The following is a 24,292-nucleotide window of genomic DNA, read 5'->3' as shown; positions in this document are numbered from 1 at the left end:
TACGGTAAACCCCATGTCAATAACAAACACCATAAAGTCGCACCCCCGTTTAAAAAAATTTGTTCACTGGCTTATTGTACAGCAGGGACGCTCTACCCCACGTTTATGGGTGAAATGGTTTGTAAACCCTTTTATACACAAACGCGGCAGAGGATCAATAGTGCGCTTTTATGCACGTATGGATTTATTTCCGTTTAAAAACTTTACATTAGGAGAACGCAGCATTGTAGAGGATTTTGCGGCAATAAATAACGGCGTGGGCGATGTTTTAATTGGAAGAAATGTTGGAGTGGGCTTAAGTAACATTATAATTGGGCCGGTTACTATAGGCGATTATGTTATGCTTGCACAAAATATTGTACTATCCGGGTTAAACCATGGTTATGAAGACATCAGCACTCCACCGCGAATACAAAAAGTTAATACTAAACAAATCACCATTCATGACAATGTATGGATAGGCGCTAACAGTGTGGTAACTGCCGGTGTAACCATAGGCAAACATGCAATAATAGGTGCTGGAAGCGTGGTAACAAAAGATATTCCGGCATATTCTGTTGCTGTGGGCAACCCGGCAAGGGTTATAAAGAAATATAACTTTGAAACACAAACCTGGCAAAAGGCCTAATTATAATTTTAAAACTCCATTTTGAAAAAACTGATAAACAAACATACCCTTTCGCTTGCTACAAACGCTGCGATGCCCGTAATAGGTATGGTTGTAGTATCGTTAATGGCACACAATCTCAGTAAGGCAGAGTTTGGTAATTATATTTTCTTTTTGTTAACCTTTACCCTGGCCGATACCTTCAGAACAGGATTTGTGCAAACATCGTTAATTAAATTTTATGCCGGTGTAGGTAAAAGGCGTGCATTGAACATAGGAGGCTCGGCCTGGTATGTTGGGTTTATAATAACTTTTATGTTTTTACTCGTTGACCTGCTGCTCTACATTTTTTACAGCGGCAGCAACTCCGATGTTATTATCACTATTAAATGGTTTGGCATTATATACATAAGTACGCTGCCGTCTGCAATTGCTTTATGGATATTACAGGCCGAAGAACGCTTTGATAAACTGCTTATTTTGCAGATAATTAATCAGGGTGTTTTTTTAGTATGCATATTGTCACTTATCCTTTTAAAGGAAATAAGTTTTAATACAGCTATATATAGTTACTTTTTTACCAATGTAGTAACCAGTTTGATCACCATATTCAACGGTTGGTCAAAGATCAGATCCATTAAACATAAAAGCCGCGAAGGCATGAAACAGCTTGCTAATTTTGGTAAGTTCAGTGTAGGTACATCTATCAGTTCGTACCTGCTCAGAAGTTCAGATACTTTTATCATTAAGTTAATGTTTCCCACTGAGATGGTTGCTGTTTATTATATACCGCAACGCTTAATGGAGATTTTTGAAATACCAATGAGGGCAGGTGTTTCAACCGGGATGCCGGAACTTAGCGCAGCCGTAAACCGCGGTAATGATGCTGAAGTTGCCGCCATCATGAAAAAGTATGCCGGTATGTTAACCGTTGCTCTTTTACCTGTGGCTATTGGTGCTTTTATATTAGGAGGCCTGGTAATAGATCTTCTTTTCGGGGCCAAATATCACGATACTGAAGCCCTTAATATCTTCCGGATATTTATGTGTTACGTAATGCTGATGCCTATTGACAGGTTTTTTGGCATAACATTAGATATTATTAACAAACCACATTTAAATATGATAAAGGTGTTTTTAATGCTGGGTGTTAATGTGGTGGGCGATTTCATCGGCATAGCCGTTTTTCATAACCTGTATGGTATAGCCATCACTTCTATATTTACCTTTTTTACGGGTGCAATTTTTGGATACTGGGCTTTACAAAAACACCTCAAGTTCACAATCACTGATATTTTTAGCTTGGGATACAGTCAGTTAAAACAAGTTGTAGTAAACCTGTCAAGAAAAAACAATGATATTGCCTAATCTATAAATTGATGAATAAGCTAAATTACAAGTATTAAGAAATTGTTAAACAGGATATAAATGGATCTTATAAAATTTATTTTCTCAGTTGTATTTGACCTGGTATTTATTTACCTGGCTATATATAGCCTGTATTTATTTATTTTTTCAGTTGCAGGTAGGTTGATCACTCTGAAAACACCGCCGGCCGCAACGGCTTACAGCCGTTTTGTGATCTATATATGTGCCTATAAAGAGGATGAGATCATTTTAAATTCAGCCGCAGCTGCCCTAACCATTGATTACCCTAAAGACAAGTACCACGTTTGCGTAATTGCCGACTCCATGCAGCCCGAAACCATAGCCAGCCTTAAGGAGATGCCTCTGCAGGTAGTTGAGGTAGTATTTGAAAGCAGCACAAAATCAAAGGCATTACACAAAGCTATCGAGAATACATTTGAAGATTTTGATGCAGCGGTAGTCTTTGATATTGACAACATAGCAGCCCCGGATTATCTGCATCATATAAATAACTATCTGCACGATGGCAATATGGTAATACAAGGCCATCGTATAGCAAAAAACACTGAAACACCTGTGGCTATATTAGATGCAATAAGCGAAGAAGTGAATAATCATATTTTCCGCAAAGCGCAGCGGGTGTTCAATTTGTCGGCAGCTATCATTGGGTCGGGTATGGCGCTGGAATACCGGTTGTTTAAGCATACGATGAACCGTATTGACGCGGTAGGCGGTTTTGATAAAGAAATGGGACTGATACTTACCCGCGACAGGGTGAGCGTAGCCTATGCTGACAAAGCATATATATACGACGAAAAGGTAAGTAATCCGGAGGTGTTTAAAAAACAAAGGCGGCGCTGGTTATCGGCACAGTTCAATTTGTTAAAAACCTACGGAGCAACCGGATTTAAAGAGCTATTTATAAATGGCAATTTTGATTATTTTAACGAGATATATCAAACTGCTATTTTACCACGTATATTAATGCTTGGTTTAATGCCATTTATGCTATTCATATCCTTATTATTGCCCGGTGTTGGACCTTCGTGGCAATTATGGCTGGCAGCTACTATTTGCTGTTACATAGGTATCCTGGTAGCTATACCCGCTTCGTTTTTTAACAGTAAATTATTAGGTGCCGTACTAAAATTGCCTTTAATGTTTTTTACCATGTTTGCGTTATTATTTAAACTTAAAGGCGCAAACAAAAAATTTATTCACACTCCTCATAAACCGGATTCCAATTAATACGTATATATAATTTTACGGGGTGGAATATGCTCCAGTGAAATCCTACCAAAATATAAGCAAAAGAATATAGGCCACCCCTGCATATAATATGGAAGTAACATTTAACAATACTAACGTAAATTATCCGAAGGATAAACCTCTCCATGATCTTGTTATTGAAAGCGCAAACAAGTTCCGGGATAAGATAGCCATAAGTTTCTTTGACCGTAAAGTAACATATAAAGAGCTTAATGATACCGCCACGCGTATTGCTAAACTTTTAATTGAAAAAGGCATACAAAAAGGTGATGTAATAGGCATGGCCCTTGACCGCTGCCCCGAGATGATCATTTGTCTTGTAGCCATTTTAAAAAGCGGCGCTACTTACGTCCCGCTTGACCCTGAATATCCAAAAGACCGTATTGAGTTTATGCTGGAAGATTCGGGTGCAAAGGTGCTCATCACCTCTGCAAAGTATAAAGGGCATTTTGCTTCTGATACTACTGAGATTTTAATTGAAGACGCATTAAGCCTTACCAAAAATTACACTACTGATGAACCGGAAGTACAGGTAACCGGGGCTGACCTGGCCTATATACTATATACCTCAGGATCAACAGGGAAACCGAAGGGAGTACAAATTGCACATCACAGCATGGTTAATTTAATGCTGAGTCTGCAAAAGGCACCGGGCATTACATCAGCCGATAAAGTGATGGCAACTGCTACCATCTGTTTTGATATTGCAGGTGTTGATATTTATTTACCGCTAAGTGTTGGCGCGGAAATATTACTTATCGACTCCATTATGGCAAAAGATGGGCGTGCTCTGCTGGATATGTTAAGGCATAATAATGTAACCATTTTTCAGGCAACGCCATATACCTGGCGTATGATGCTGGAAATGGGTTGGGTAAAAAAACACCCGCTGAAGGTTTTTTGCGGCGGGGAGGCGATGGCAAAGGATCTGGCCGAAAAACTTTTACCGAAAAGCAATCAGGTATGGAATATGTATGGCCCTACAGAAACCACTATATATTCCATAATTAAACAAGTAACGGATGCGGAGGATATTACCATTGGCTGGCCCGTGGATAATACACAGGTTTATATATTAGATGAGAATCTGAAGAATTTAACTAATGGCGAGATAGGTGAAATTTATATTGGAGGCGAAGGTGTAGGTCGCGGTTATTTGAACCGGCCTGAATTGAGTGCCGAGCGCTTTATACCTAATATTTTTTCTGAGATACCCGGCGACACGTTATATCGCACTGGAGATTTAGGTAAGTTTAAGGAGGACGGTGAAATAGTGTATCTGGGACGTGTGGATCATCAGGTGAAAGTACGTGGTTACCGTATCGAATTAGGTGAAATAGAACATAACTTAATAAAGCAGGAAGGAATAAGCAAGGCTGTAGTAATAGCCCGTGAAGACACGCCGGGAGTACCACGACTGGTGGCTTACCTTGTGCTTGATACCGGAAGCACCGGAATTGTAAGTAAGGAACAGCAGGACAAATGGCAGACGGCGTTATTGGCAGTGCTACCAGAATACATGATACCTGATGATTATGTGCTACTATCTATTATACCTTCTACACCAAACGGTAAGATAGATCGTAAAGCCTTGCCGAAACCTGATTACAGCCATATTATACGTACCGATGAATATGTGGCGCCACGTACCAGTAATGAAAAACTGGTAACCGATATATGGGAAGAGATCATGTCGTTAGATAAGATAAGCGTATATGATAACTTTTTTGAGCTGGGAGGACGCTCTTTAATAGCTGTACGTATAATGGCGCGTTTAGAGGAAGTTACGGGAAAACGGCTACCGCTTGCAACGCTTTTTGAACATGCAACTGTTGAAAAACTGGCAGCCCGTTTAGAAATAAACGCGGAAGCTATAACCTGGGATTCCTTGGTACCTATTAAACCTAAAGGCACTAAAATGCCGCTTTATATCGTACATGGTGCAGGATTAAACGTATTGCTTTTTAACGCGCTGGCCATGAACCTGGACGAAGATCAGCCCGTTTACGGGTTACAGGCTAAAGGGTTAAACGGGATTGATGAACCATTGGACGTGATGGAAGATATAGCTGCCAATTATGTTGAGGAAATTATCAATCATGATCCTGTTGGGCCGTATGCAGTTGCAGGGTATTCTCTTGGCGGATTAATTGCCTATGAAATGGCCAAACAAATGCTTGCAATGGGTAAAGATGTTAAAATGCTTGCCATGTTTGATACTTATGCCGACCAAACAAAAAAACTTGATTCTCCGGTAAAAAAAGTAGCCAAAAGCATATGGACACTTACTAAACAAATAGCTTACACACCAGTGTTATTTGTTGAAGATCCAAAAAGAACAGTAGAATATAAAAGCCGCGAACTAAAAAGGCGCGTTGTCAGGATATTCAAAAAGCTTTTCCCGGGTAAAGTAAAGAAAAAACAAGGTTTTGCAGCTTATACTAATGAAATAAATGAAAAGAGCGATAAAGCGCAAAAAAACTATCTGTTAACACCGGTTGACATTAAAATTGAGTTGTTCCGGGCTAAAAAGAAAACCTTTTATATGGATGATTTTAAGTTACTTGGTTGGAAACCTTATGCCTTAAAAGGTGTGCGGGTACATGATATACCCGGGGAACATAATACAATTTTTGCTCCGCCTAATGATAAGCAGTTTGCCGAAGTACTTCAAAAGTGTTTAGATGAAGCGGCAGAAAAATAACATGGTAGCAGTTATGCCGTAAAGTTTTTATAAATTCATGGCAAGAAAATAAACCTTGCCATGAATTACTTCAGTAATCTTATCAGCACTCGAAGAGGGCAGCTAATTATATCTGTTTCGCTTTTATTAATTGCCGCAGTTATCTTTTTTGCCCGTAAACGTCATAGCACGAACGCTACCGATCCCGGATTTAGCCGTTATATAGAATCTTATACTACCGGTGTAATATCAAAAACCAGCTTTATACGCATTAAACTTTCAGGTGATGTGCCGGTTACACATGCTCAAAACGAAGAGATAGACAAAAGCTTATTTGATTTTTCACCATCAATAAAAGGTACCGCTTATTGGGCTGGTGAGCGCACTATAGAATTCAGGCCTGATAAACAACTTGACCCCGATAAAAAATATAACGCGGATTTTAACTTAAGCAAACTTATTAAGGTAGAGGGTAGGTACGAGCACTTCAAATTCGCTTTCCAAACAGTAAAACCAGATTTCACCATATCCTTTGCAGGTTTACGCTCAGCCAACAACACATCGGCTGATAAAATGACCATGACCGGAACCATCCAGACCGCAGATGATGAAGATCCTGCCGCGATTGAAAAAATATTAAGCGTTGATTACCAGTCTGCCATCAAAATAACGTGGCAGCATGCTACAGGTCACCGTACACATCAGTTTACTATCAATAATATTGTTAGGGGCAACAGTTCGGCACCACTTATGGCAAGTTGGGATGGCAATAGTTTAGCCATTGACAAAAAAAACAGCGAAGAATTTACGGTACCTGCGGTTGGTGATTTTAAGGTGCTTGATATCATAGCTGTTCAGGATCAGGATCAGTATGTATCAGTACAATTTTCCGACCCGATAATGGTTGGTCAGGAACTTAACGGCCTTATCGGTATTAAAGATATTAATGACGCGGCGTACACCATAGACGGAAGCGTGGTTAAAGTTTACGCACCTGAGCGACTGCAGGGAAATTATTCGGTATATGTAAATGAGGGCGTAAAAAACATATTCGACTCCAGGATCACTAAGAAATATACAGGCAGCGTATTCTTCGAAAACCGCTTGCCCGCTGTAACCATACCGGGTAAAGGTGTCATATTACCCGATTCGGGTAAACTGATGATGCCTTTTGAAGCGGTTAATCTTAATGCGGTTGATGTAAGCATTATTAAAATATATGAGAATAACGTACCTCAGTATTTCCAGAATAACGGTTTTGACGGCGGATACGAATTAAGGCATGTGGGTAAACCCATTCTGCAAAAAACCATCAGGCTTGATAAGGATAAAAAGCTTGATCTGCGCAAAAAGAATCGCTTTATGCTGGATGTTGACCAATTGATGCGTGCCGAACCTGGAGCTATTTACCGGGTAATTATAGGTTTCCGAAAGGAATATTCCTTATACAATTGCAGTACCGGGAAATCGGTTGATAATAATGGAGATGATGATTACGATAATGAGTACGCGGGTGATAATACCAGCATGGTAAGTGACGAAGACGATGATTTTTGGCAACGGCTTGATAACTACTATCCTGAAGGATTTAACTGGCGTGACCGTAACGACCCTTGCACCGAGTCATATTTTAGTAAACAGCGTTGGGCTACCCGTAACATTATTGCATCGAACATAGGGATTATTGCCAAACGTGGTAATGATAATAGTATGCTGGTTGCAGTAACCAATATATTAAGTGCCGAACCCATGAGCGGTGTTGAACTGGAGTTATTGGACTACCAGCAACAGGTAATATATAAAACCACTTCGGACGGTGACGGGATGGCCAAATTCGATATTAAACGTAAACCTTATCTGTTAACCGCCAGAAAAGGTAACGAACGTGGATATTTAAAGTTGGATCATGGCAGTTCGTTACCGTTGTCGCGTTTTAATGTAGGCGGCGAGCAAGTACAAAATGGCCTTAAAGGTTTTATTTATGGCGAGCGTGGCGTATGGCGGCCTGGTGATTCTATTTATATGACATTTATCCTCGAAGATAAATTAAAAACCCTCCCTGCAGATCATCCTGTAGAATTTGAATTGTATAACCCTACGGGACAGTTGTATAAGCGCATTACCAAAACAAGTGCTATCGACGGCTTTTACAGTTTCCATATAGCTACTGAGACCTCCTCTCCTACCGGCAACTGGGGGGCTAAAATAAAAGTAGGCGGCGCAACCTTCGAAAAGAAAATAAAAGTGGAAACCATTATGCCCAACCGCTTAAAATTAAAACTGGATTTTGGCGGCGCAACAGAGCTTACTAAAGGCAGCGGAGCTAATGGTATGCTAAGTGCACAATGGTTGTTTGGCGGCGCGGCACAAAATCTAAAGGCTAAGGTTGATGCATTTTTATCGGCACAAAAGACAACTTTTAAAGAGTATGATAATTATGTATTTGATGACCCAACCCTTGCATTTAATACCCAAACCCAAACGGTATTTGATGGACGACTTAACGAAAATGGCGTAGCTGCGATAAATACCAATATTAATGTAGAGAAGCAAGCTCCCGGCAGATTAAGGGCTAATTTTGTAGTAAAGGTTTTTGAGGCAGGTGGTAATTTTAGTTTGAACCAGGTAACTATGCCCTACAATGTTTATAACGGCTACGTGGGTATAAAAACACCACAGGGAAGTGATCTGTCCGGCATGCTGGTTACCGATAAAGATCATGAAATTGATATTGCCGATGTAGATATCAAGGGCAGGGCGCTGCAAGGTACAAGAAATGTAGAATTAGAGCTTTACAAAATACAATGGCGCTGGTGGTGGGATGAAACAGGTAACGAACTGAGCAACTTTACCCAGGACAGGTATAACAAGTTGGTTAAAACCGAAAACGTTATGTTGGTTAACGGCCATGGCAAATGGAATCTGCATATTAACAAAGCGGATTGGGGAAGATATTTAATAAGGATAAAGGACCCGGAAACCGGACATTCCACCGGAAAGATAATTTATGCCGACTGGCCAAATTGGTCGGAAAGGTTACAGGAAAGCAGCCCTACCGAGGCAGCAATGTTATCCTTTACGTCCGACAAAACAAATTATAAAGTTGGTGAAGAAGCTACACTTACTATACCTACCGGTGAAGACGGCCGTGCGCTCATAAGTTTTGAGAATGGCAGTAAAGTTTTAAAAACCGCCTGGATAGACACCAAAAAAGGGCAAACCCGCTACACTTTTAAGGTAGATGAAACCATGGCACCTAATATTTTTGTGAATGTTACCCTGTTACAACGCCACGCACAAACCGTTAATGACCTGCCTATACGCATGTATGGCGCGATCCCCTTAGCGGTAGACAATCCGGAAACGATTCTGAAACCTGTTATCAGCATGCCGGATAAGATCAGACCGGAAACCGCTTCAGCTATTACTGTATCAGAGGCGTCGGGGAAAGAAATGACATATACTATTGCCATTGTTGATGAAGGACTGCTTGACATCACCAACTTTAAAACCCCTGATCCGCATGAGGCATTTTATGCCCGCGAAGCATTGGGTGTAAAAACATGGGACCTGTTCGATTATGTAATTGGCGCATTCGGTGGTGGATTGGAACGTATATTAAGCATCGGCGGTGACGGTACGGCCGGGGTTAATAAAAATGTTTCTATTAACCGCTTTAAACCGGTGGTTAAATTCATGGGGCCTTTCCATTTAAATAGCGGCGAAAAGCAAACCACACGATTTACCCTGCCGCAATACGTAGGCTCGGTTAAAGCAATGGTAATTGCCGGACATGATGCTGCATATGGTTATGCTGATAAGGCGGTAACCGTTAAAAAACCATTAATGATATTGGCAACGCTGCCCCGCGTTTTAGGTCCATCGGAAAAAATACAATTACCGGTAACTGTTTTCGCGATGGAGAACAGTGTGAAAAATGTAAGTGTACAGGTACAATCCAATATATTCAGTAACCTGAAAGGTAATAACACTAAAACCGTAAGCTTTACTAAACCCGGCGATCAACTGGTAACCTTCGATCTGGATGTGAAGGATTTTGTGGGCGTTGGAAAAGTGAAAATAATAGCCAAAAGCGGTAGCGAAACAGCATCGTACGATGTAGAACTTAACGTGCGTAACCCTAACCCGCCTGTAACCAAAATTTATGAAAAGGAACTAAAACCCGGCGAAACCTGGAACACAGCTTATTCTGCAATTGGTATTAACGGCACCAACAAAGCAACGCTTGAGATAGCCAGCATTCCTCCTTTAAACTTATCAAAAAGGTTGAATTATTTAATTACCTATCCGCATGGATGTGTGGAGCAAACCACCTCAGCAGGCTTTCCGCAGCTTTATTTAGGCCAGGTACTTGACCTGTCGCAAAGACAAAAAGCAGAATCGGAACGTAATATTAAACTGACGATTGATCGTTTAAACGGCTTTAGAACACCGGATGGCGGCATGAGTTACTGGCCGGGATATGCTGAAGCAGATGAATGGGGCACCAACTATGCCGGGCACTTTATGCTGGCCGCGCAGGCTAAAGGATACACCCTGCCATCGGGCTTTATTGCAGGATGGAAACGGTACCAAAAACAAAAAGCGCTTAACTGGGCACCCGATAGCCGGAGTTTTTACGGAGCCGACCTGATACAGGCTTACCGTTTGTACCTGCTTGCTTTATCCGGTTCACCGGAATTGGGTGCCATGAACAGGCTGAGGGAGTTCAGTTACCTGAGCGTTGAAGCCCGTTGGCGCCTGGCGGCAGCCTACAAACTTGCCGGGCAGCCCGAGGTAGGTTTAAGGATGATAAAAGGCCTTTCAACCACTATTAAACCTTATAATTCAATGTATGGCACGTATGGCTCCGACTTGAGGGATGAGGCAATGATACTGGAAACCCTTACTATTTTGGGGCAACGGCAAAGGGCATCGGGATTACTACATACCGTAGCGGCAAGATTATCGCAGGATAGTTGGTATAGCACCCAAACTACGGCCTATTCGTTAATAGCTATTGCCAAATACTGCGGTGAAAATAAATCAGCTAATAAACTGATGTTTAGTTATCAGGCTAATAGTTCAAAAGGGAATGTAAATTCAGGTTCGTATTTATGGCAATCGGCGCTGGCGGCTAACGGCGGAAAAGTTGCCGTAAAAAATACCGGCAATAACCAACTATACTTACGATTAATACAGCAAGGGCAACCATCAGCAGGGCAGGATATACAATCGCACGTTGACCCGGATATATTGCAAATGCGTATTGGCTACTTTACGCTTGGCGGTAAACCCATAGATCCGTCAACTTTAAAGCAGGGAACTGATTTTGTGGCACAGGTAACCATAAAGAATCCGGGTAAACGGGGCAGATACGACAACATGGCGCTTACGCAGATATTCCCATCGGGTTGGGAGATATTAAATACCCGTATGCTGAATAATGACGAAGCGTTTAAATCTTCACCATCTGATTATCGCGATATACGAGACGACCGGGTAAATACCTATTTTAGTTTAGCAGAGGGTAAAGAAGCAACTTTTTACGTAATGCTGAATGCAGCTTATGCAGGTAGATACTATTTACCTGCCGTATATTGCGAGGCTATGTATAACCATGATATTAATGCTTTATTAAAAGGACAATGGGTTAATGTGGAGAAATAAGTTAAAACAGATTAAACATAGTTTTTCGGATGATTACGCTTTGACAGGCTCACCATGACATTTGGTTCACCTGGTATTTTGGATGTCAGTCTGAGCTTGTTGAAGACTCGTGCAACGGGTCTGTCGCTGAAAGGTTCGACATGACTCGATGTGAATTTGATGAACAAGTTCATGATGTAGTTTCTAATAAGCTCAGACTGACAATTTCCAAACAATTATTTAACCGGTGTAAGTATAATATTTCGGTAATCAATAGGTCCGTGATCTCCTTGTATCAATAGCGGACCGGGTTCTCCTTCATTACTGTTAATTGCTCCTCCGGTTATGCCGGGTATTTCCTGTCTGCAAATCACTTCGGTTCCGTTAGCTACAATAGTAACTAAACGGCCTACTAATGTAATGTCGTAAGACTGCCATTCTCCGGGATCTTTGGCCATCATTTTATTAGGCGGCAAAAAACCATACACGGAACTAAACTGATTATTAATAGGCTCCGGTTCGCCGCTTTTGGTGTCTATTACCTGTACCTCGTAACGGCCGCGCAAATAAACTCCACTATTGCTGCCTTGCTTATACCTGAATTCAATGTGCAGCTTAAAATCATTAAAAGTTTTATCGGTTATCAGATTAGCGCCAGAATGCAGACTTCTTAAAATTCCATCTTCTACAACCCACTGGTTTTTACCATCAGTGTGCCAGCCCTGTGTATCTTTGCCATTAAACAGCTTTATAGGCGCGCCCCAAACTGGTTCCTTTTCACGGATAAGTTTCGGTGCCCTTACCCCGGTGAAGCTATAGGTTTTGCCATCGGTATAAACCATACTGCCTGTTAGCTTGTCGCCGCTTACCTCAAACTCAAAATCCATGTTACGATTACCCGGCTCCCATTGCGGAGGAATAGAAAAAGTAAATTTACCACTATTAGGTTTCACTTCAGCTATTGGACGGGCACTACCAAATGCATAGGTAAAACGGCCAATGAGTGTATGCGTACCCGATTTTTGCACCTCTAACCACGATGGCTGGCTTTTACCATCTTTTTCCATGGTGATATCCCATCTGCCAATAACATCAGGATCTTTCTTCATTTCTGCCTGGGCATAGGCCCCGGTCATACTTGAAAAAAATGTGAAGCACAAAACAACAAGTGCTTTTAATGTGCTGGTAAAATGCCTACTCCCGGATAATTGTAACTTTTTCATGTTTGGTTATTAAGTACTTAAATCTACAAACTTAATTAACAATACAAAAATGCTTTACACACCTTAGTAACTATCAACCAATAAAAGCTATGAAATTTATTTCTCGTATAATTCAAGAGGCAGGCCATCCGGGTCGGCAAAAAAAGTAAAGCGCTTGCCGGTGGTTTCATCAATACGGATGGGTTCTGTAATCACCTCATAATTATTAATATGGGCCACAGCGTCATCAATATTATCTACTTCAAAAGCGAGATGCCTTAATCCGGCTGCTTCAGGCCGCGACGGCCGGTTGGGAGGTTCCGGAAAAGAAAAAAGCTCGATCTGATATTGGCCACCCACTTCCAGATCAAGCTTATATGATTGCCTTTCCTTACGGTATATTTCGCGTATTATTTTTAAACCTAATATAACGGTATAAAAATATTTGGACCGCTCGTAATCTGAACTAATAACAGCAACGTGATGTATCTTGTTCAGCCTAAGCATTTATTCGTCGCCCAGTATCATATTCAGCACATTATCATGCACCATTTTTATATCAGTGATGTTGCCAAACAACTCTTCGTCGATATTAGTATTACCAATACCGTTAACGGTACCTAACAAGCTGAATTCAACTTCGCTGGTTGCCATCATTTCTATAAAACGTTCCTGGTCATCGGGCGCAACACTCACTACTACCCGGCCCTGTGCCTCTCCGAACAAGAATGCATCCTTACGTACCGCACTGTCTGTTTCTATGTCAAAACCCAGGCTATTTGGTAAAGCTGATTCCACTAAGGTGATGTATAAACCACCATCGGCAACGTCATGAGCAGATTGTATTACTTTATGTTTTATCAGTTCCTTTATCACCTGGTGCATGGCGTATTCTTTGTCAAGATCGAAATACGGCGCGGGTGCGGCTAATATTTTATGGTACGATGCCAGATATTGTGATGAAGCGATATCATTTACCGACTCTCCTATTAAATAGATCAGGTCACCGGGTTGTTTAAAATCAGAGGTCATTAGTGTAGATACATCATCCATCACTCCTAACATACCAATAGTTGGTGTAGGAAAAACAGAGCCACCATCTGCAGATTGATTATAAAAACTTACGTTACCACCTGTTACCGGGGTTTCAAACTTACGGCAGGCCTCGCCCATCCCTTTTATAGCGCTTACAAACTGCCAGTAAACCTCAGGTTTGTATGGGTTACCGAAGTTAAGGCAATTAGTAATAGCAACAGGCTCGCCACCGGCACACGTAATATTACGGGCAGCCTCGGCAACCGCTATGGCACAACCTTTTTGCGGATCGGCATAAACATACCGCGAGTTACAATCTACCGTTAACACAATAGCTTTATCGGTATCCCTTACACCTACAACCGCGGCATCACAAGGGCGGTTGGTGGTCATGGTAGCTACCCCAACCATGGAGTCGTATTGATCTGTAACCCAGCGTTTAGATGCTATGTTAACATGACCGATAAGATGCTCGGCTACCTCAACCAGATTTTCAGGCTCGGCAATATCATCTATATTAAATTTTTGATATTCCTTAAAATAAGCGGGCTCGCGATATTCACGTTCATAAACTGGTGCGCCTCCGCCAAGTACTAAATCATCGGCGGGCACATCAGCTACATTCACACCATCCATAAAATACTCCAGGCGTTGTGTATCAGTAACCTCGCCTATAATTGCGCAGTTCAGATCCCATTTATCAAATACAGCCTCTACGTCCTTTTCTCGCCCTTTTTGTACCACAATAAGCATACGCTCCTGTGATTCGGAAAGCAAGATCTCGTAAGGTTTCATATGAGCCTGACGGGTTGGTACTTTATCCAGATCGATACGCATACCGTGTTCGCCTTTTGCAGACATTTCAGAATTAGAACAGATGATACCCGCGGCACCCATATCCTGCATGCCAATTACCGCTCCGGTTTTTATAACCTCCAACGTAGCTTCCAGCAGCAGCTTTTCCTGAAAAGGATCACCTACCTGCACGGCAGGTAAATCGTTTACAGAATCTTCCGTGATATCTTTTGATGCAAAAGCCGCGCCATGTATACCATCTTTACCTGTGGCGGAGCCTACTATATAAACCGGGTTACCTACTCCGTAAGATGTTGCAGAAACCGTTTCGCCGGCCTTTACTATACCTGCCGACATGGCATTAACCAAAGGATTAACGTTATAGCATTCGTCAAAAAACAATTCGCCCCCAACAGTTGGTATACCAAAAGCATTACCATAATGGCTAATACCTTTTACCACTCCCTTTACCAGCCATTTGGTTTTATCAAGTTTAAGATCGCCAAAGCGAAGGGAATTCAATTGTGCGATGGGTCTTGCGCCCATGGTAAAAATATCGCGGTTGATGCCACCCACCCCGGTTGCAGCACCCTGATAAGGCTCTAATGCTGAGGGGTGATTATGTGATTCTATTTTAAAGGCACAACCAACACCGCCGCCCAGATCAACCAATCCGGCGTTTTCCTCGCCTGCTTTGGCCAACATACGCGGACCATCTTTAGGCAGGGTTTTTAACCAGGTGATAGAGTTTTTATAGGAACAATGCTCGCTCCACATTACCGCGAAAATAGACAATTCGGTAAAGTTGGGCACGCGGCCTAATATCTCATTTATACGTTCAAATTCTTCGGGTAAAAGGCCCAGATCTCTGGCGGTTTCAACGGTGGTTAACTCGTGGTGCTCCAATTTATTTTTATTTATTTGACAGGATGGCCAAAATTATGAAAAAGCGGGGAAAGCCGAAAGGAAAAAGGTTTTATTGCCCCTAAATAAACCCATAAAAAAAACGGACAGAGGATAAATGATTTATCTCTCTGTCCGTTATATATCCGTCCCGCCTATGCTTTCTCACATATTATGTTTTATTGAGGCATCTGAAAATTAATAGGTATGGCGTAGCTTACCCTAACAGGCCGTCCGTTTTGTATACCCGGTTTCCAGGCCTTTGCCATTTTTAATACGCGCAGGGCTTCTTCATCAAACCCATAGCCTGCACCTTTGTCTACCTTTATATTTGACAAATGCCCGTCCTTTTCTATTACAAAGCTTAGTACCACCCTACCTTGTACACCTTTATCTTCAGCTATTGCAGGATAATGCAAATTCTTGCTTAAAAATTTGGCAAATGCTTCCATACCGCCATATGGTTCAGGTTGTATCTCTAACGTTCCGGTGTTATGCACACTCACATCTTCTATCGGGGTTGATATGCCGCCACCACCGGAAGTATTTACTTCCTCAGGGATATCTATTACTGCTCCAGGGTCGCCTTTTTGTGTAACCGTCCCTACCTGCTCTGTAAGCTCTGCTATTACAGGAGCTTCTTCAGTAACCGGCTCATTGGTGACGTGGTAAGTTACAAAGCGTTCTGTAGTAATTGGTTTTGCAGGAGCAGCACTTTTAGGTGGAACAACCTCCGGCTTTACCGGCTTAGGTGGATGAGGTATTTGAGGTGTAATATTAACTACCGTTGTATCATCCGGCGGTATACTTGTGTTGTTAGCGGAGGAAACACGGCTCCAGAAAGTTGCCGCAGTAATAACCGTTATAAAAGTTATTACCATGGCTTTTACCATATTGGAAGCATAATGCTGTCTTAGGTAATAAGCTCCGTAATTTTTGTTTCGATTGACGAATACAAGATCGAGCCACTCGACTTTGTATAAATTAAATTTTGTGTTAAGCATAGCGTTTAGAATTAAATTTTATTATTTAACGCTTATGCAATATAAAATGTTGCTAATATATTTATTTTTACAAAATATATATTTGTTTATCCATAAATATACAATTATTATACCGTTTAATGGCTTTAATTAAGAATTATATTTGGCAAATAATGACAGTAACATTGATTACCACTTATCAGTATCTACTTTTTTGGTGGTTTCCAGCTTTTTAATTACCTGCGCCTTATCTATATAAACTTTTATTTTGTCGCCGGTGGTTTTGCAGAAAAGGCCAAGTTGATCGAGGTAAGCATCTGCATCCTTTTTGCCATATTTACTCGCCAGTTCTTCTATAGGTATAAATATCCCTGGCTCAGCAACCATATTATTAAACCTGTCGCGCTTATAAGGGGTAAATACGAAATCGTATATTTTATAGCGGTATTTGCTATCTTTAGTTTCCATATCCAGTTTATAGGCAATCTCGCCGCTTGCTTTACGCATAATAGATGAACCGGAGTAAACTATTAACTTATCTTTTCCAAAAACCGAATGAACGGCATCGCTTTCAACATTCTCATACTGTAAACCAAGTTTATCAGCCGCATATATCGCTCTTTGATATAAGGTATCAATAGATAATCCGGGTTTATCCACTATTTTATAATAAACGTATTTATTACTCTCATCCATTTGCATCAATTCTTTTTGTGCAAGGCAATAATTTGCAAACAGCAAACAGGTAAAACTGAAAATGATTTTTCTCATAAAATAAAGATAGCCATCCGTATGCTACGGATGGCTAATTTAAATGATTTGTTTAATATTAAAACGCGTATACGGCGGCAAGTACAAATTGAGAAGCGTTTTTTGTAGGAACAGCGCCTGATTTAAAAAATCCGTCGTTTTCAGATTTGTTATTGTCAAACCTGATCTCAGGAATAAAAGTTAGCGGACCACCTTTAATATTTGCAGTAAATGTAAAGCTGGTAACTGAACTACCCGGTTGCGGACCATAAGTTAAGTAAGAGCCATCTTTAGTTTTAAAATATTCGCCACGCACACCCAAAGTAACGTCTTTAGATACCGCTACCTGAGGGTATAAAGCTATGCCTGAAAACCCACCAGTACCTACTACATCAGCAGCGGAGAAATCTGCAGCATTTAGACCCAGTTTAAATGCATCAGTAATTTGATAAGATGTAGTCAGATCGATCTCTGTTCCTGAAAGTTTACCGGTTAATAAATTGATGTAAGCGGTCCAACCTTCAACAGGAGCAACCATCAATTGGGCACCAAATGTATTTACCTTACTTACTGACTGATAAAGATTCCAGGAATCATTAAAGATACCGGCCATTAAGCTGGCTTTATCACTAAAAGTATAGGTCGCCTTAAAACCCGGGTTCTGGAAAGGCCCGTTTGTGAAAAGATAAGAAGTAGAATAATTAAAGTTACCTACCGGGCTTATCACTTCGTAACCCATAAATGTAGCCATGTAACCACCAGTCAGGTTAAACTGATCGGTAACATCATAGGAGACATATAAATTCTGGATGTGATAGCTGTTCACTGTTTCGTCATAGTTACCGTCGGCATTTGGCAACGATTGCGATTGCCCGCGAGGGCCAAATGACAGCTCACCTACAAACGAGGCTTTACCAACTTTTTTCTTTAAAGCAAGATCAATCATGCCAATTGATATGGAATTTTGGTCTGAAGCAAAACTGGTTGGGATATTACTGTGCTTTGAGAAATCGTATTTATAGTAAGTATCAACAGAACCTGATATTTCCAATGGCGGATCGGCCGGGGTTTCCTGTGCCTTTACAACAAATGCAGATGCAGCGAAAAAAGATAATAGTAAAAGTTTTTTTTTCATGATAAGGATTTAGTTTAATTAATTATTGTTTATAGGATATTTATTTCGTTTATAATATAATTTCATAGCATTACTGACCTTATTCCATCATGATCAGTTTAAAATTTATAAAAACCGATCAATTTTAATAAAATATTAAAATTTAGAGTTTATAATACACCTGTTTAACCATTTTTTCACAAAATCTACTTTAATATTTTAATATTAATAAAAAATAGAATATAAAATCTATTAATTTTATCGTATTTATTACTAAATTATCAATATAAATTAATATATACAAGTACTTTAATAATATTTTTAATAAAAATTTATTATATTCTTAACAATAATTCATCAAATTATAAATAATTGGTAATTGAAATCTATTTAAAATAGATTGTAAACATAAATTTTATTTATAAACGGATAATTTTTATTCTATTAATATAATTAATCTTTTAATTTTTGAAAACAATCAATAAAAAGATAAAATTTCAGTTTTTTTTATTCAAGATAAATACCATTCTATTTATAAATGATTTTTTAATTTTGACATCAACCAATTATTAACGCCATGCCTAATATTCGCTTTCAGGCTTTAAGCACCGTATTAAACCGCGATATACCTGAGGTTAATACGCCGTCGAACAAGATTTCAGATTACTTCAGCATAAATGTTTTTGATAAGATTAAGATGAAAGAATATCTTTCGGGCGAAGCTTATAACGGAATTATCAATTCCATTGATAACGGCGAAACTATTCCGCGCGATCTGGCGGAGCAGGTTGCGTCGGCCATGCGCTCGTGGGCCATGGGGAAAGGTGCTACACATTACACCCATTGGTTTCAGCCATTAACCGGAAGTACTGCTGAAAAACATGACGCCTTTTTTGAACCAACTGCGGATGGCAGTGCTATAGAAAGATTTTCAGGAGACGCCCTGGCACAGCAGGAACCTGATGCTTCAAGTTTTCCAAGCGGCGGATTGCGTAACACCTTTGAGGCTCGTGGTTATACCGCGTGGGACCCATCTTCTCCTGCCTTTATTATAGGCCGTACGCTTTGTATACCTACGGTGTTTGTTTCCTATACTGGTGAAGCCCTTGATTACAAGGTACCTTTATTAAAGGCTTTAAGCGTTTTGGATAAAGCTGCTGTTGATGTTTGCCATTATTTTGATAAAAGCATTGAAAAAGTTAATGCTTCATTAGGAATTGAACAGGAATATTTTTTGGTTGATATTGCATTGTTTAATGCAAGGCCAGATCTGTATTTAACGGGCCGAACATTATTTGGACATATGTCTGCCAAAAATCAGCAATTGGAAGATCATTACTTTGGCGCGATACCAGGGCGGGTTTATGCCTTTATGCAGGATATGGAGACTGAGGCATTAAAGTTAGGTATACCTTTAAAAACACGTCATAACGAAGTGGCCCCTTCACAGTTTGAATGCGCACCTGTGTATGAAGAGATAAACCTGGCGATTGATCATAATCAATTGTTAATGGATATTATGGACAGGGTTGCCCGTCGGCATAATTTTAAGGTATTGCTGCACGAAAAACCTTACGCTGGCATTAACGGCTCCGGCAAACATAATAATTGGTCTATGATTACCAATACCGGGAAAAATTTACTTTCACCAGGAAAAACGCCAAAAAATAACTTAATGTTCCTTACTTTTTTTGTGAATACCATAAAAGCTGTATACGAACACGCCGATCTGTTAAGGGCCTCAATAGCATCAGTAAACAATGACCACCGGCTTGGCGCTAATGAAGCACCACCGGCTATTATTTCTATATTTCTGGGAAGTCAGCTAACCGAAGTACTTGACGAGATAGATACATCCCGTTTAAGCAAAAAAATAAAAGAGGAGAATTCGCTTTGGCAGGGTATACCTAAAATACCACAAATTTTGCAGGACAATACCGATAGAAACCGCACCTCGCCCTTTGCATTTACAGGTAATAAATTCGAATTCAGAGCGGTGGGATCGTCAGAAAACTCGGCAAGCCCTATGACCATCCTGAACCTTATTGTAGCAGATCAGCTTAAAAAATTCAAGATTGATGTAGATAAGCTTTTAAAGAAGGGTGAAAAAAAGGATGTAGCCCTAATGACAATTATTAAAAGGTATATTAAGGAGTCGAGAAGTATACGGTTTGAGGGTAATGGTTACAGTGCAGAGTGGGAAAAGGAAGCTGAAGGAAGAGGTCTGTCTAATATTAAAACTACGCCAAAAGCTCTGGATGCTTTGATAAGCGAAAAAGCGGAAGAATTATTTATAGAAACAGCGGTTTACAGTAAACGTGAAGTGCACGCAAGGCACGAAATATTATTAGATAGCTTTTATAAAAAGTTACAGATAGAAGCACGCGTTATTGGAGAATTAGTAATGAATACCATTATCCCTGCTGCTATCACTTACCAAACTCAATTAATAACCAATGTAAAAGGTTTAAAAGAGCTTGGGTTAGCGGAAAGCACCTACTCTACCCAACTGGATATTATTAATAAAATAGCTGAGCACGTTAGTTTTATTAAACTGAATGTGGAGCAAATGATTGATCAAAGAAAAAAGGCTAATGTTATTGAAGATTTGAGGGAAAGAGCTATTAATTATGATGAACACGTAAAAAGCTATTTTATGCCGATACGATACCACGTTGATAAATTAGAACAACTGGTTGACGATGCTTTGTGGCCGCTGCCAAAATTCAGAGAACTGTTATTTATCAGATAACAAAAAACCCCTTACCGGAAAACAAGTAAGGGGTTTTTTATTCCCTTTTTTACCGGGTCTTTAGTTTCGTACTAATTGCGGGCGACAGTTTGTATGTCCTGATGCAAAACACCCAGCTTATAACAAAGGGTATAAGCGAGCTAATAATTATTGGTGACATCCGACCAATTTTTAGAATGTAGTTCAAATATATAACTGCAAATATTACCGGCAGCAATATTAACATGTACCTATAACCTGAACCTTTTTTTATAAAGAGTAATGATACTATTAAAAGGTGAGTAATGATTAATAAAACGCTTACCATTACACCACTTGTGTGATGGTATTTAATTAAATTCAATACAGGAAACACTTCCAGATCGGTTACGGGAACACCGTTTTTTGCCAACGGCATTCCTACCACAAAACTAAATACAACTAATAAAAGGATATAAGTGTTATAATTTTTCATTTCATTCTTTTAAACCGGTTTCTGCTGTGGTTATTTCCTCTTCATTATTTTCTTTTTGTTTGATCTTTTCTTCTTCAAGAATCAGATCTCGTACATATTGAACTTTTAAATGATCGTATAGTGAGTGTTTATCAATTATAAGCGCTCCAAGGCTTGCTACCATTCCGGCTAAAATTAAATGGAAAATAACGTTATGGCGGTCAGTCATTTCGAGCACCAATATTACTGATGTAAAAGGTGAACGGGTTACTCCGGTTAAAAAGCCAACCATCCCCGCCAGCATCAGCATATTAGCATTGGTATCAGATACCTGGAACCAGCCTGCAATTAACGACCCTACACTTGCGCCTGCCCCTAAGGCTGGTGCAAATATACCACCTGCAGCACCGGTAGTAAATGAGAGTAACGGGCCTATTATCCTTAACAGAGGGGTATACCATAAAGAATATTTAGCAGGTGTAAATAACGCCTTTTGCATCAAATCTTTACCGGAACCCAAAATCTCCTGATTAACAAAATAAGCTAAAAAGGCAATAATAAGTGCGCAACCTGCAACATAAAACACATGGTGATAGGTGAATTTAAACTTAGCCTTCCATTTAAATATAATTAATATTATTTTAGACATGCCGCTGCCCAGCAAACCGGATATCAAAGCAACCAATGCTACGCTTAAAAATATATAGGACGACAGATCATTAACCTTAGGATATCCGAGATATAAATATGGGCCTAAAAACGCCTGTGCTGATAAACCCGCTATAATTACGGATGAAAATATAGCCGTTTTAAAATAGCTGAAATGTGTTTTTGTCAATTCCTCAATAGCGAAAACTATTCCACCTAAAGGAGTATTGAAGGCTGCCGCTAAACCCGCAGCAGCACCGGTAACTATCATATTTCTCTTGGCTATCTTTGGCCACCACTTGGGCAATAGCTGGTATACAATTTTATATACTGATGAGGCTATTTGTATGGTTGGGCCTTCACGGCCTATTGCCGCACCGCCAATGGCCATTACTAAACTGGAAAACACCTTAACTATAATAATACGCAGACCCAACAATTTATCAACTATATGATTGGTTTTATGTGATGATATCTGAATAGCGGCCATAACCTGCGGAATACCGCTGCCGCGGGCATAAGTGGCAAATTTATGTATTATCCACCATGCCAATACAAAACATGCGGGAGATAAGATAAAAAACATCCACCCGTGGTGGTTAAAAACATAACTTGCAAAGCCCTCTGCTTCATTAAATAATTTGGTATACAATACAGCAAAAAGGCCGGTGATGATCGATGCGATCCAGAAGGGAATAGCCTGTAATGCGTTTTTCTTTAAATTTTCGTTGCGGATTCTGTCAAATGAGCTTTTTAGGAGTAGTCGTACGGTGTATATTGTTTCTTTCATTTTAAGGGTGTAGTTCACACATATGTTCACAGCGGCGAAGGCATAGTAAATTAATCAAAGTAATGAAAACTATCGTTATCCATCACTAAAAAAATCAACGGCTATGAACTATTAATTATATTTGCACATGATTTCTTCGCAAAGATATGATCTTAGAGGTGTATCTGCATCAAAAGATGACGTACATAATGCAATAAAAAACATAAATAAGGGAATTTTTCCGCAAGCATTCTGCAAAATTGTGCCTGATATACTAAATAACGACCCTTTGTACTGTAATATTATGCACGCTGACGGGGCAGGCACAAAATCTTCGCTGGCTTATACTTACTGGAAAGAAACCGGCGACATCTCCGTTTGGCGTGGCATTGCGCAGGATGCTATTATTATGAACCTTGATGATCTTTTATGTGTAGGTGCAACTGATAATATTTTACTGTCATCAACTATCGGCAGAAATAAAAACCTTATACCTGGTGAAGTAATAGCAGCCATAATTAATGGCACAGAAGAAATTCTGGCAGAACTGAGAGAAGCAGGTATAGGTATATATTCTACAGGTGGTGAAACTGCAGATGTTGGTGATCTGGTACGTACAATTATTGTGGACTCAACGGTTACCTGCCGTATGAAACGCGAGGATGTAATATCAAACGACAGAATAAAACCCGGCGACGTAATTGTGGGGCTTGCCTCATACGGGCAGGCTACTTACGAAAAAGAATATAACGGAGGCATGGGCTCAAACGGACTTACATCGGCCAGGCACGACGTATTTAATAAATCTGTAGCTAATAAATATCCTGAAAGTTATGATCAAGGCATCCCTCAGGATCTAATTTTCTCAGGCAGTAAAAACCTAACAGATCATATTGATATCGGGGGTTCATTTGTTACCGCAGGAAAACTGGTGCTGTCGCCCACACGCACGTATGCGCCTATCATTAAAAAAATACTCGATGGCTATCGCAGCCAGATTAATGGCATGGTACATTGCAGTGGAGGAGCGCAAACCAAGGTATTGCATTTTATTGAGGGCTTACATATTATTAAAGATAACCTATTCCCTGTCCCTCCATTGTTTGAGTTAATACACAACGAATCGGGTACTGCGTGGCAGGAAATGTATAAAGTTTTTAATATGGGACATAGGATGGAATTGTATGTACCTGAGGAAATTGCAGATGAACTTATAAGTATTTCGGAAAGCTTTGGTGTTAACGCAAAAATAATAGGCAGAGTAGAAAAATCAGAAAAGAAGCAAGTAACCGTAATTTCTGAATACGGCGAATTTATTTATAACTAATTCTT

At 40.1% G+C, this 24,292-nt stretch carries 14 protein-coding genes; 7 read left to right on the top strand and 7 right to left on the bottom strand.

The annotated features are described in order from the left end of the window. Nucleotides 1-13 precede the first annotated feature (13 nt). The 5 genes from I5M19_RS18790 to I5M19_RS05695 all read left to right on the top strand — a co-directional run bounded on the left by I5M19_RS18790 (nucleotide 14) and on the right by I5M19_RS05695 (nucleotide 11,597). Nucleotides 14-628 carry an acyltransferase gene (locus tag I5M19_RS18790; RefSeq protein WP_200065178.1) on the top strand — a complete coding sequence of 205 codons (615 nt, stop codon included), beginning with the start codon at nucleotides 14-16 and terminating at the stop codon, nucleotides 626-628. A gap of 21 nt (nucleotides 629-649) precedes the next feature. Then, a complete protein-coding gene (locus I5M19_RS05710) occupies nucleotides 650-1,975 on the top strand; it encodes a lipopolysaccharide biosynthesis protein (RefSeq protein ID WP_200065175.1) in 1,326 nt (441 codons plus the stop codon). A gap of 60 nt (nucleotides 1,976-2,035) precedes the next feature. Then, nucleotides 2,036-3,223: a glycosyltransferase gene (locus I5M19_RS05705; protein WP_200065172.1), complete on the top strand. Its 1,188-nt coding sequence runs from the start codon at nucleotides 2,036-2,038 to the stop codon at nucleotides 3,221-3,223. Nucleotides 3,224-3,314: 91 nt separating this feature from the next. After that, nucleotides 3,315-5,948 carry a non-ribosomal peptide synthetase gene (locus tag I5M19_RS05700; RefSeq protein WP_200065169.1) on the top strand — a complete coding sequence of 878 codons (2,634 nt, stop codon included), beginning with the start codon at nucleotides 3,315-3,317 and terminating at the stop codon, nucleotides 5,946-5,948. A gap of 60 nt (nucleotides 5,949-6,008) precedes the next feature. Continuing rightward, entirely contained in the window at nucleotides 6,009-11,597 is a 5,589-nt protein-coding gene (locus tag I5M19_RS05695) for an alpha-2-macroglobulin family protein (RefSeq protein ID WP_200065166.1), read from the top strand. A 215-nt stretch (nucleotides 11,598-11,812) separates the two neighbouring features. Here I5M19_RS05695 and I5M19_RS05690 read toward each other — a convergent pair whose 3' ends face one another. The 6 genes from I5M19_RS05690 to I5M19_RS05665 form a co-directional block, all read right to left on the bottom strand. Next, nucleotides 11,813-12,799 carry a 3-keto-disaccharide hydrolase gene (locus I5M19_RS05690; RefSeq protein ID WP_235985770.1) on the bottom strand — a complete coding sequence of 329 codons (987 nt, stop codon included), beginning with the start codon at nucleotides 12,797-12,799 and terminating at the stop codon, nucleotides 11,813-11,815. 96 nt (nucleotides 12,800-12,895) lie between these two features. Then, nucleotides 12,896-13,285, bottom strand: a complete 390-nt coding sequence (gloA2, locus tag I5M19_RS05685) for an SMU1112c/YaeR family gloxylase I-like metalloprotein (RefSeq protein ID WP_200065163.1) — start codon at nucleotides 13,283-13,285, stop codon at nucleotides 12,896-12,898. Next, on the bottom strand, nucleotides 13,286-15,514 hold the full coding sequence (gene purL / locus I5M19_RS05680; protein ID WP_200065160.1) for a phosphoribosylformylglycinamidine synthase subunit PurL: 2,229 nt from the start codon (nucleotides 15,512-15,514) through the stop codon (nucleotides 13,286-13,288). It lies immediately after the preceding gene. A 176-nt stretch (nucleotides 15,515-15,690) separates the two neighbouring features. After that, nucleotides 15,691-16,515: an energy transducer TonB gene (locus I5M19_RS05675; RefSeq protein WP_200065157.1), complete on the bottom strand. Its 825-nt coding sequence runs from the start codon at nucleotides 16,513-16,515 to the stop codon at nucleotides 15,691-15,693. 168 nt (nucleotides 16,516-16,683) lie between these two features. Continuing rightward, nucleotides 16,684-17,265: a DUF4468 domain-containing protein gene (locus I5M19_RS05670; protein ID WP_200065154.1), complete on the bottom strand. Its 582-nt coding sequence runs from the start codon at nucleotides 17,263-17,265 to the stop codon at nucleotides 16,684-16,686. A gap of 58 nt (nucleotides 17,266-17,323) precedes the next feature. Continuing rightward, nucleotides 17,324-18,379 (bottom strand): porin, encoded by a 1,056-nt coding sequence (locus I5M19_RS05665; RefSeq protein ID WP_200065151.1) that lies wholly within the window; start codon nucleotides 18,377-18,379, stop codon nucleotides 17,324-17,326. 556 nt (nucleotides 18,380-18,935) lie between these two features. Between I5M19_RS05665 and I5M19_RS05660 the strand changes: the two genes are divergently transcribed. After that, nucleotides 18,936-21,110, top strand: coding sequence for a glutamine synthetase III family protein (locus tag I5M19_RS05660; protein ID WP_200065148.1), 2,175 nt, complete (start codon nucleotides 18,936-18,938; stop codon nucleotides 21,108-21,110). 455 nt (nucleotides 21,111-21,565) lie between these two features. Here the strand turns inward: I5M19_RS05660 and I5M19_RS05655 are convergent, their stop codons facing one another. Further along, entirely contained in the window at nucleotides 21,566-22,981 is a 1,416-nt protein-coding gene (locus I5M19_RS05655; RefSeq protein ID WP_200065146.1) for a chloride channel protein, read from the bottom strand. A 127-nt stretch (nucleotides 22,982-23,108) separates the two neighbouring features. Between I5M19_RS05655 and I5M19_RS05650 the strand changes: the two genes are divergently transcribed. Next, a complete protein-coding gene (locus I5M19_RS05650) occupies nucleotides 23,109-24,287 on the top strand; it encodes an AIR synthase related protein (protein WP_200065143.1) in 1,179 nt (392 codons plus the stop codon). The last annotated feature ends 5 nt before the right edge of the window (nucleotides 24,288-24,292 follow it).

The organism is Mucilaginibacter segetis, from assembly GCF_016522075.1.
Classification (GTDB): domain Bacteria; phylum Bacteroidota; class Bacteroidia; order Sphingobacteriales; family Sphingobacteriaceae; genus Mucilaginibacter; species Mucilaginibacter segetis.
This window is presented reverse-complemented; position numbering and strand designations above follow the sequence as displayed.

What these genes read in the sequence shown, in the direction of transcription:
- I5M19_RS05665 (WP_200065151.1), bottom strand. Translation starts at nt 18,379, where the DNA reads ATGAAAAAAAAACTTTTACTATTATCTTTTTTCGCTGCATCTGCATTT.
- I5M19_RS05670 (WP_200065154.1), bottom strand. Translation starts at nt 17,265, where the DNA reads ATGAGAAAAATCATTTTCAGTTTTACCTGTTTGCTGTTTGCAAATTAT.
- gloA2 (WP_200065163.1), bottom strand. Translation starts at nt 13,285, where the DNA reads ATGCTTAGGCTGAACAAGATACATCACGTTGCTGTTATTAGTTCAGAT.
- I5M19_RS05705 (WP_200065172.1), top strand. Translation starts at nt 2,036, where the DNA reads ATGGATCTTATAAAATTTATTTTCTCAGTTGTATTTGACCTGGTATTT.
- I5M19_RS05700 (WP_200065169.1), top strand. Translation starts at nt 3,315, where the DNA reads ATGGAAGTAACATTTAACAATACTAACGTAAATTATCCGAAGGATAAA.
- I5M19_RS05660 (WP_200065148.1), top strand. Translation starts at nt 18,936, where the DNA reads ATGCCTAATATTCGCTTTCAGGCTTTAAGCACCGTATTAAACCGCGAT.
- I5M19_RS18790 (WP_200065178.1), top strand. Translation starts at nt 14, where the DNA reads ATGTCAATAACAAACACCATAAAGTCGCACCCCCGTTTAAAAAAATTT.
- I5M19_RS05695 (WP_200065166.1), top strand. Translation starts at nt 6,009, where the DNA reads ATGAATTACTTCAGTAATCTTATCAGCACTCGAAGAGGGCAGCTAATT.
- I5M19_RS05675 (WP_200065157.1), bottom strand. Translation starts at nt 16,515, where the DNA reads ATGCTTAACACAAAATTTAATTTATACAAAGTCGAGTGGCTCGATCTT.
- I5M19_RS05690 (WP_235985770.1), bottom strand. Translation starts at nt 12,799, where the DNA reads ATGAAAAAGTTACAATTATCCGGGAGTAGGCATTTTACCAGCACATTA.
- I5M19_RS05650 (WP_200065143.1), top strand. Translation starts at nt 23,109, where the DNA reads ATGATTTCTTCGCAAAGATATGATCTTAGAGGTGTATCTGCATCAAAA.
- I5M19_RS05655 (WP_200065146.1), bottom strand. Translation starts at nt 22,981, where the DNA reads ATGAAAGAAACAATATACACCGTACGACTACTCCTAAAAAGCTCATTT.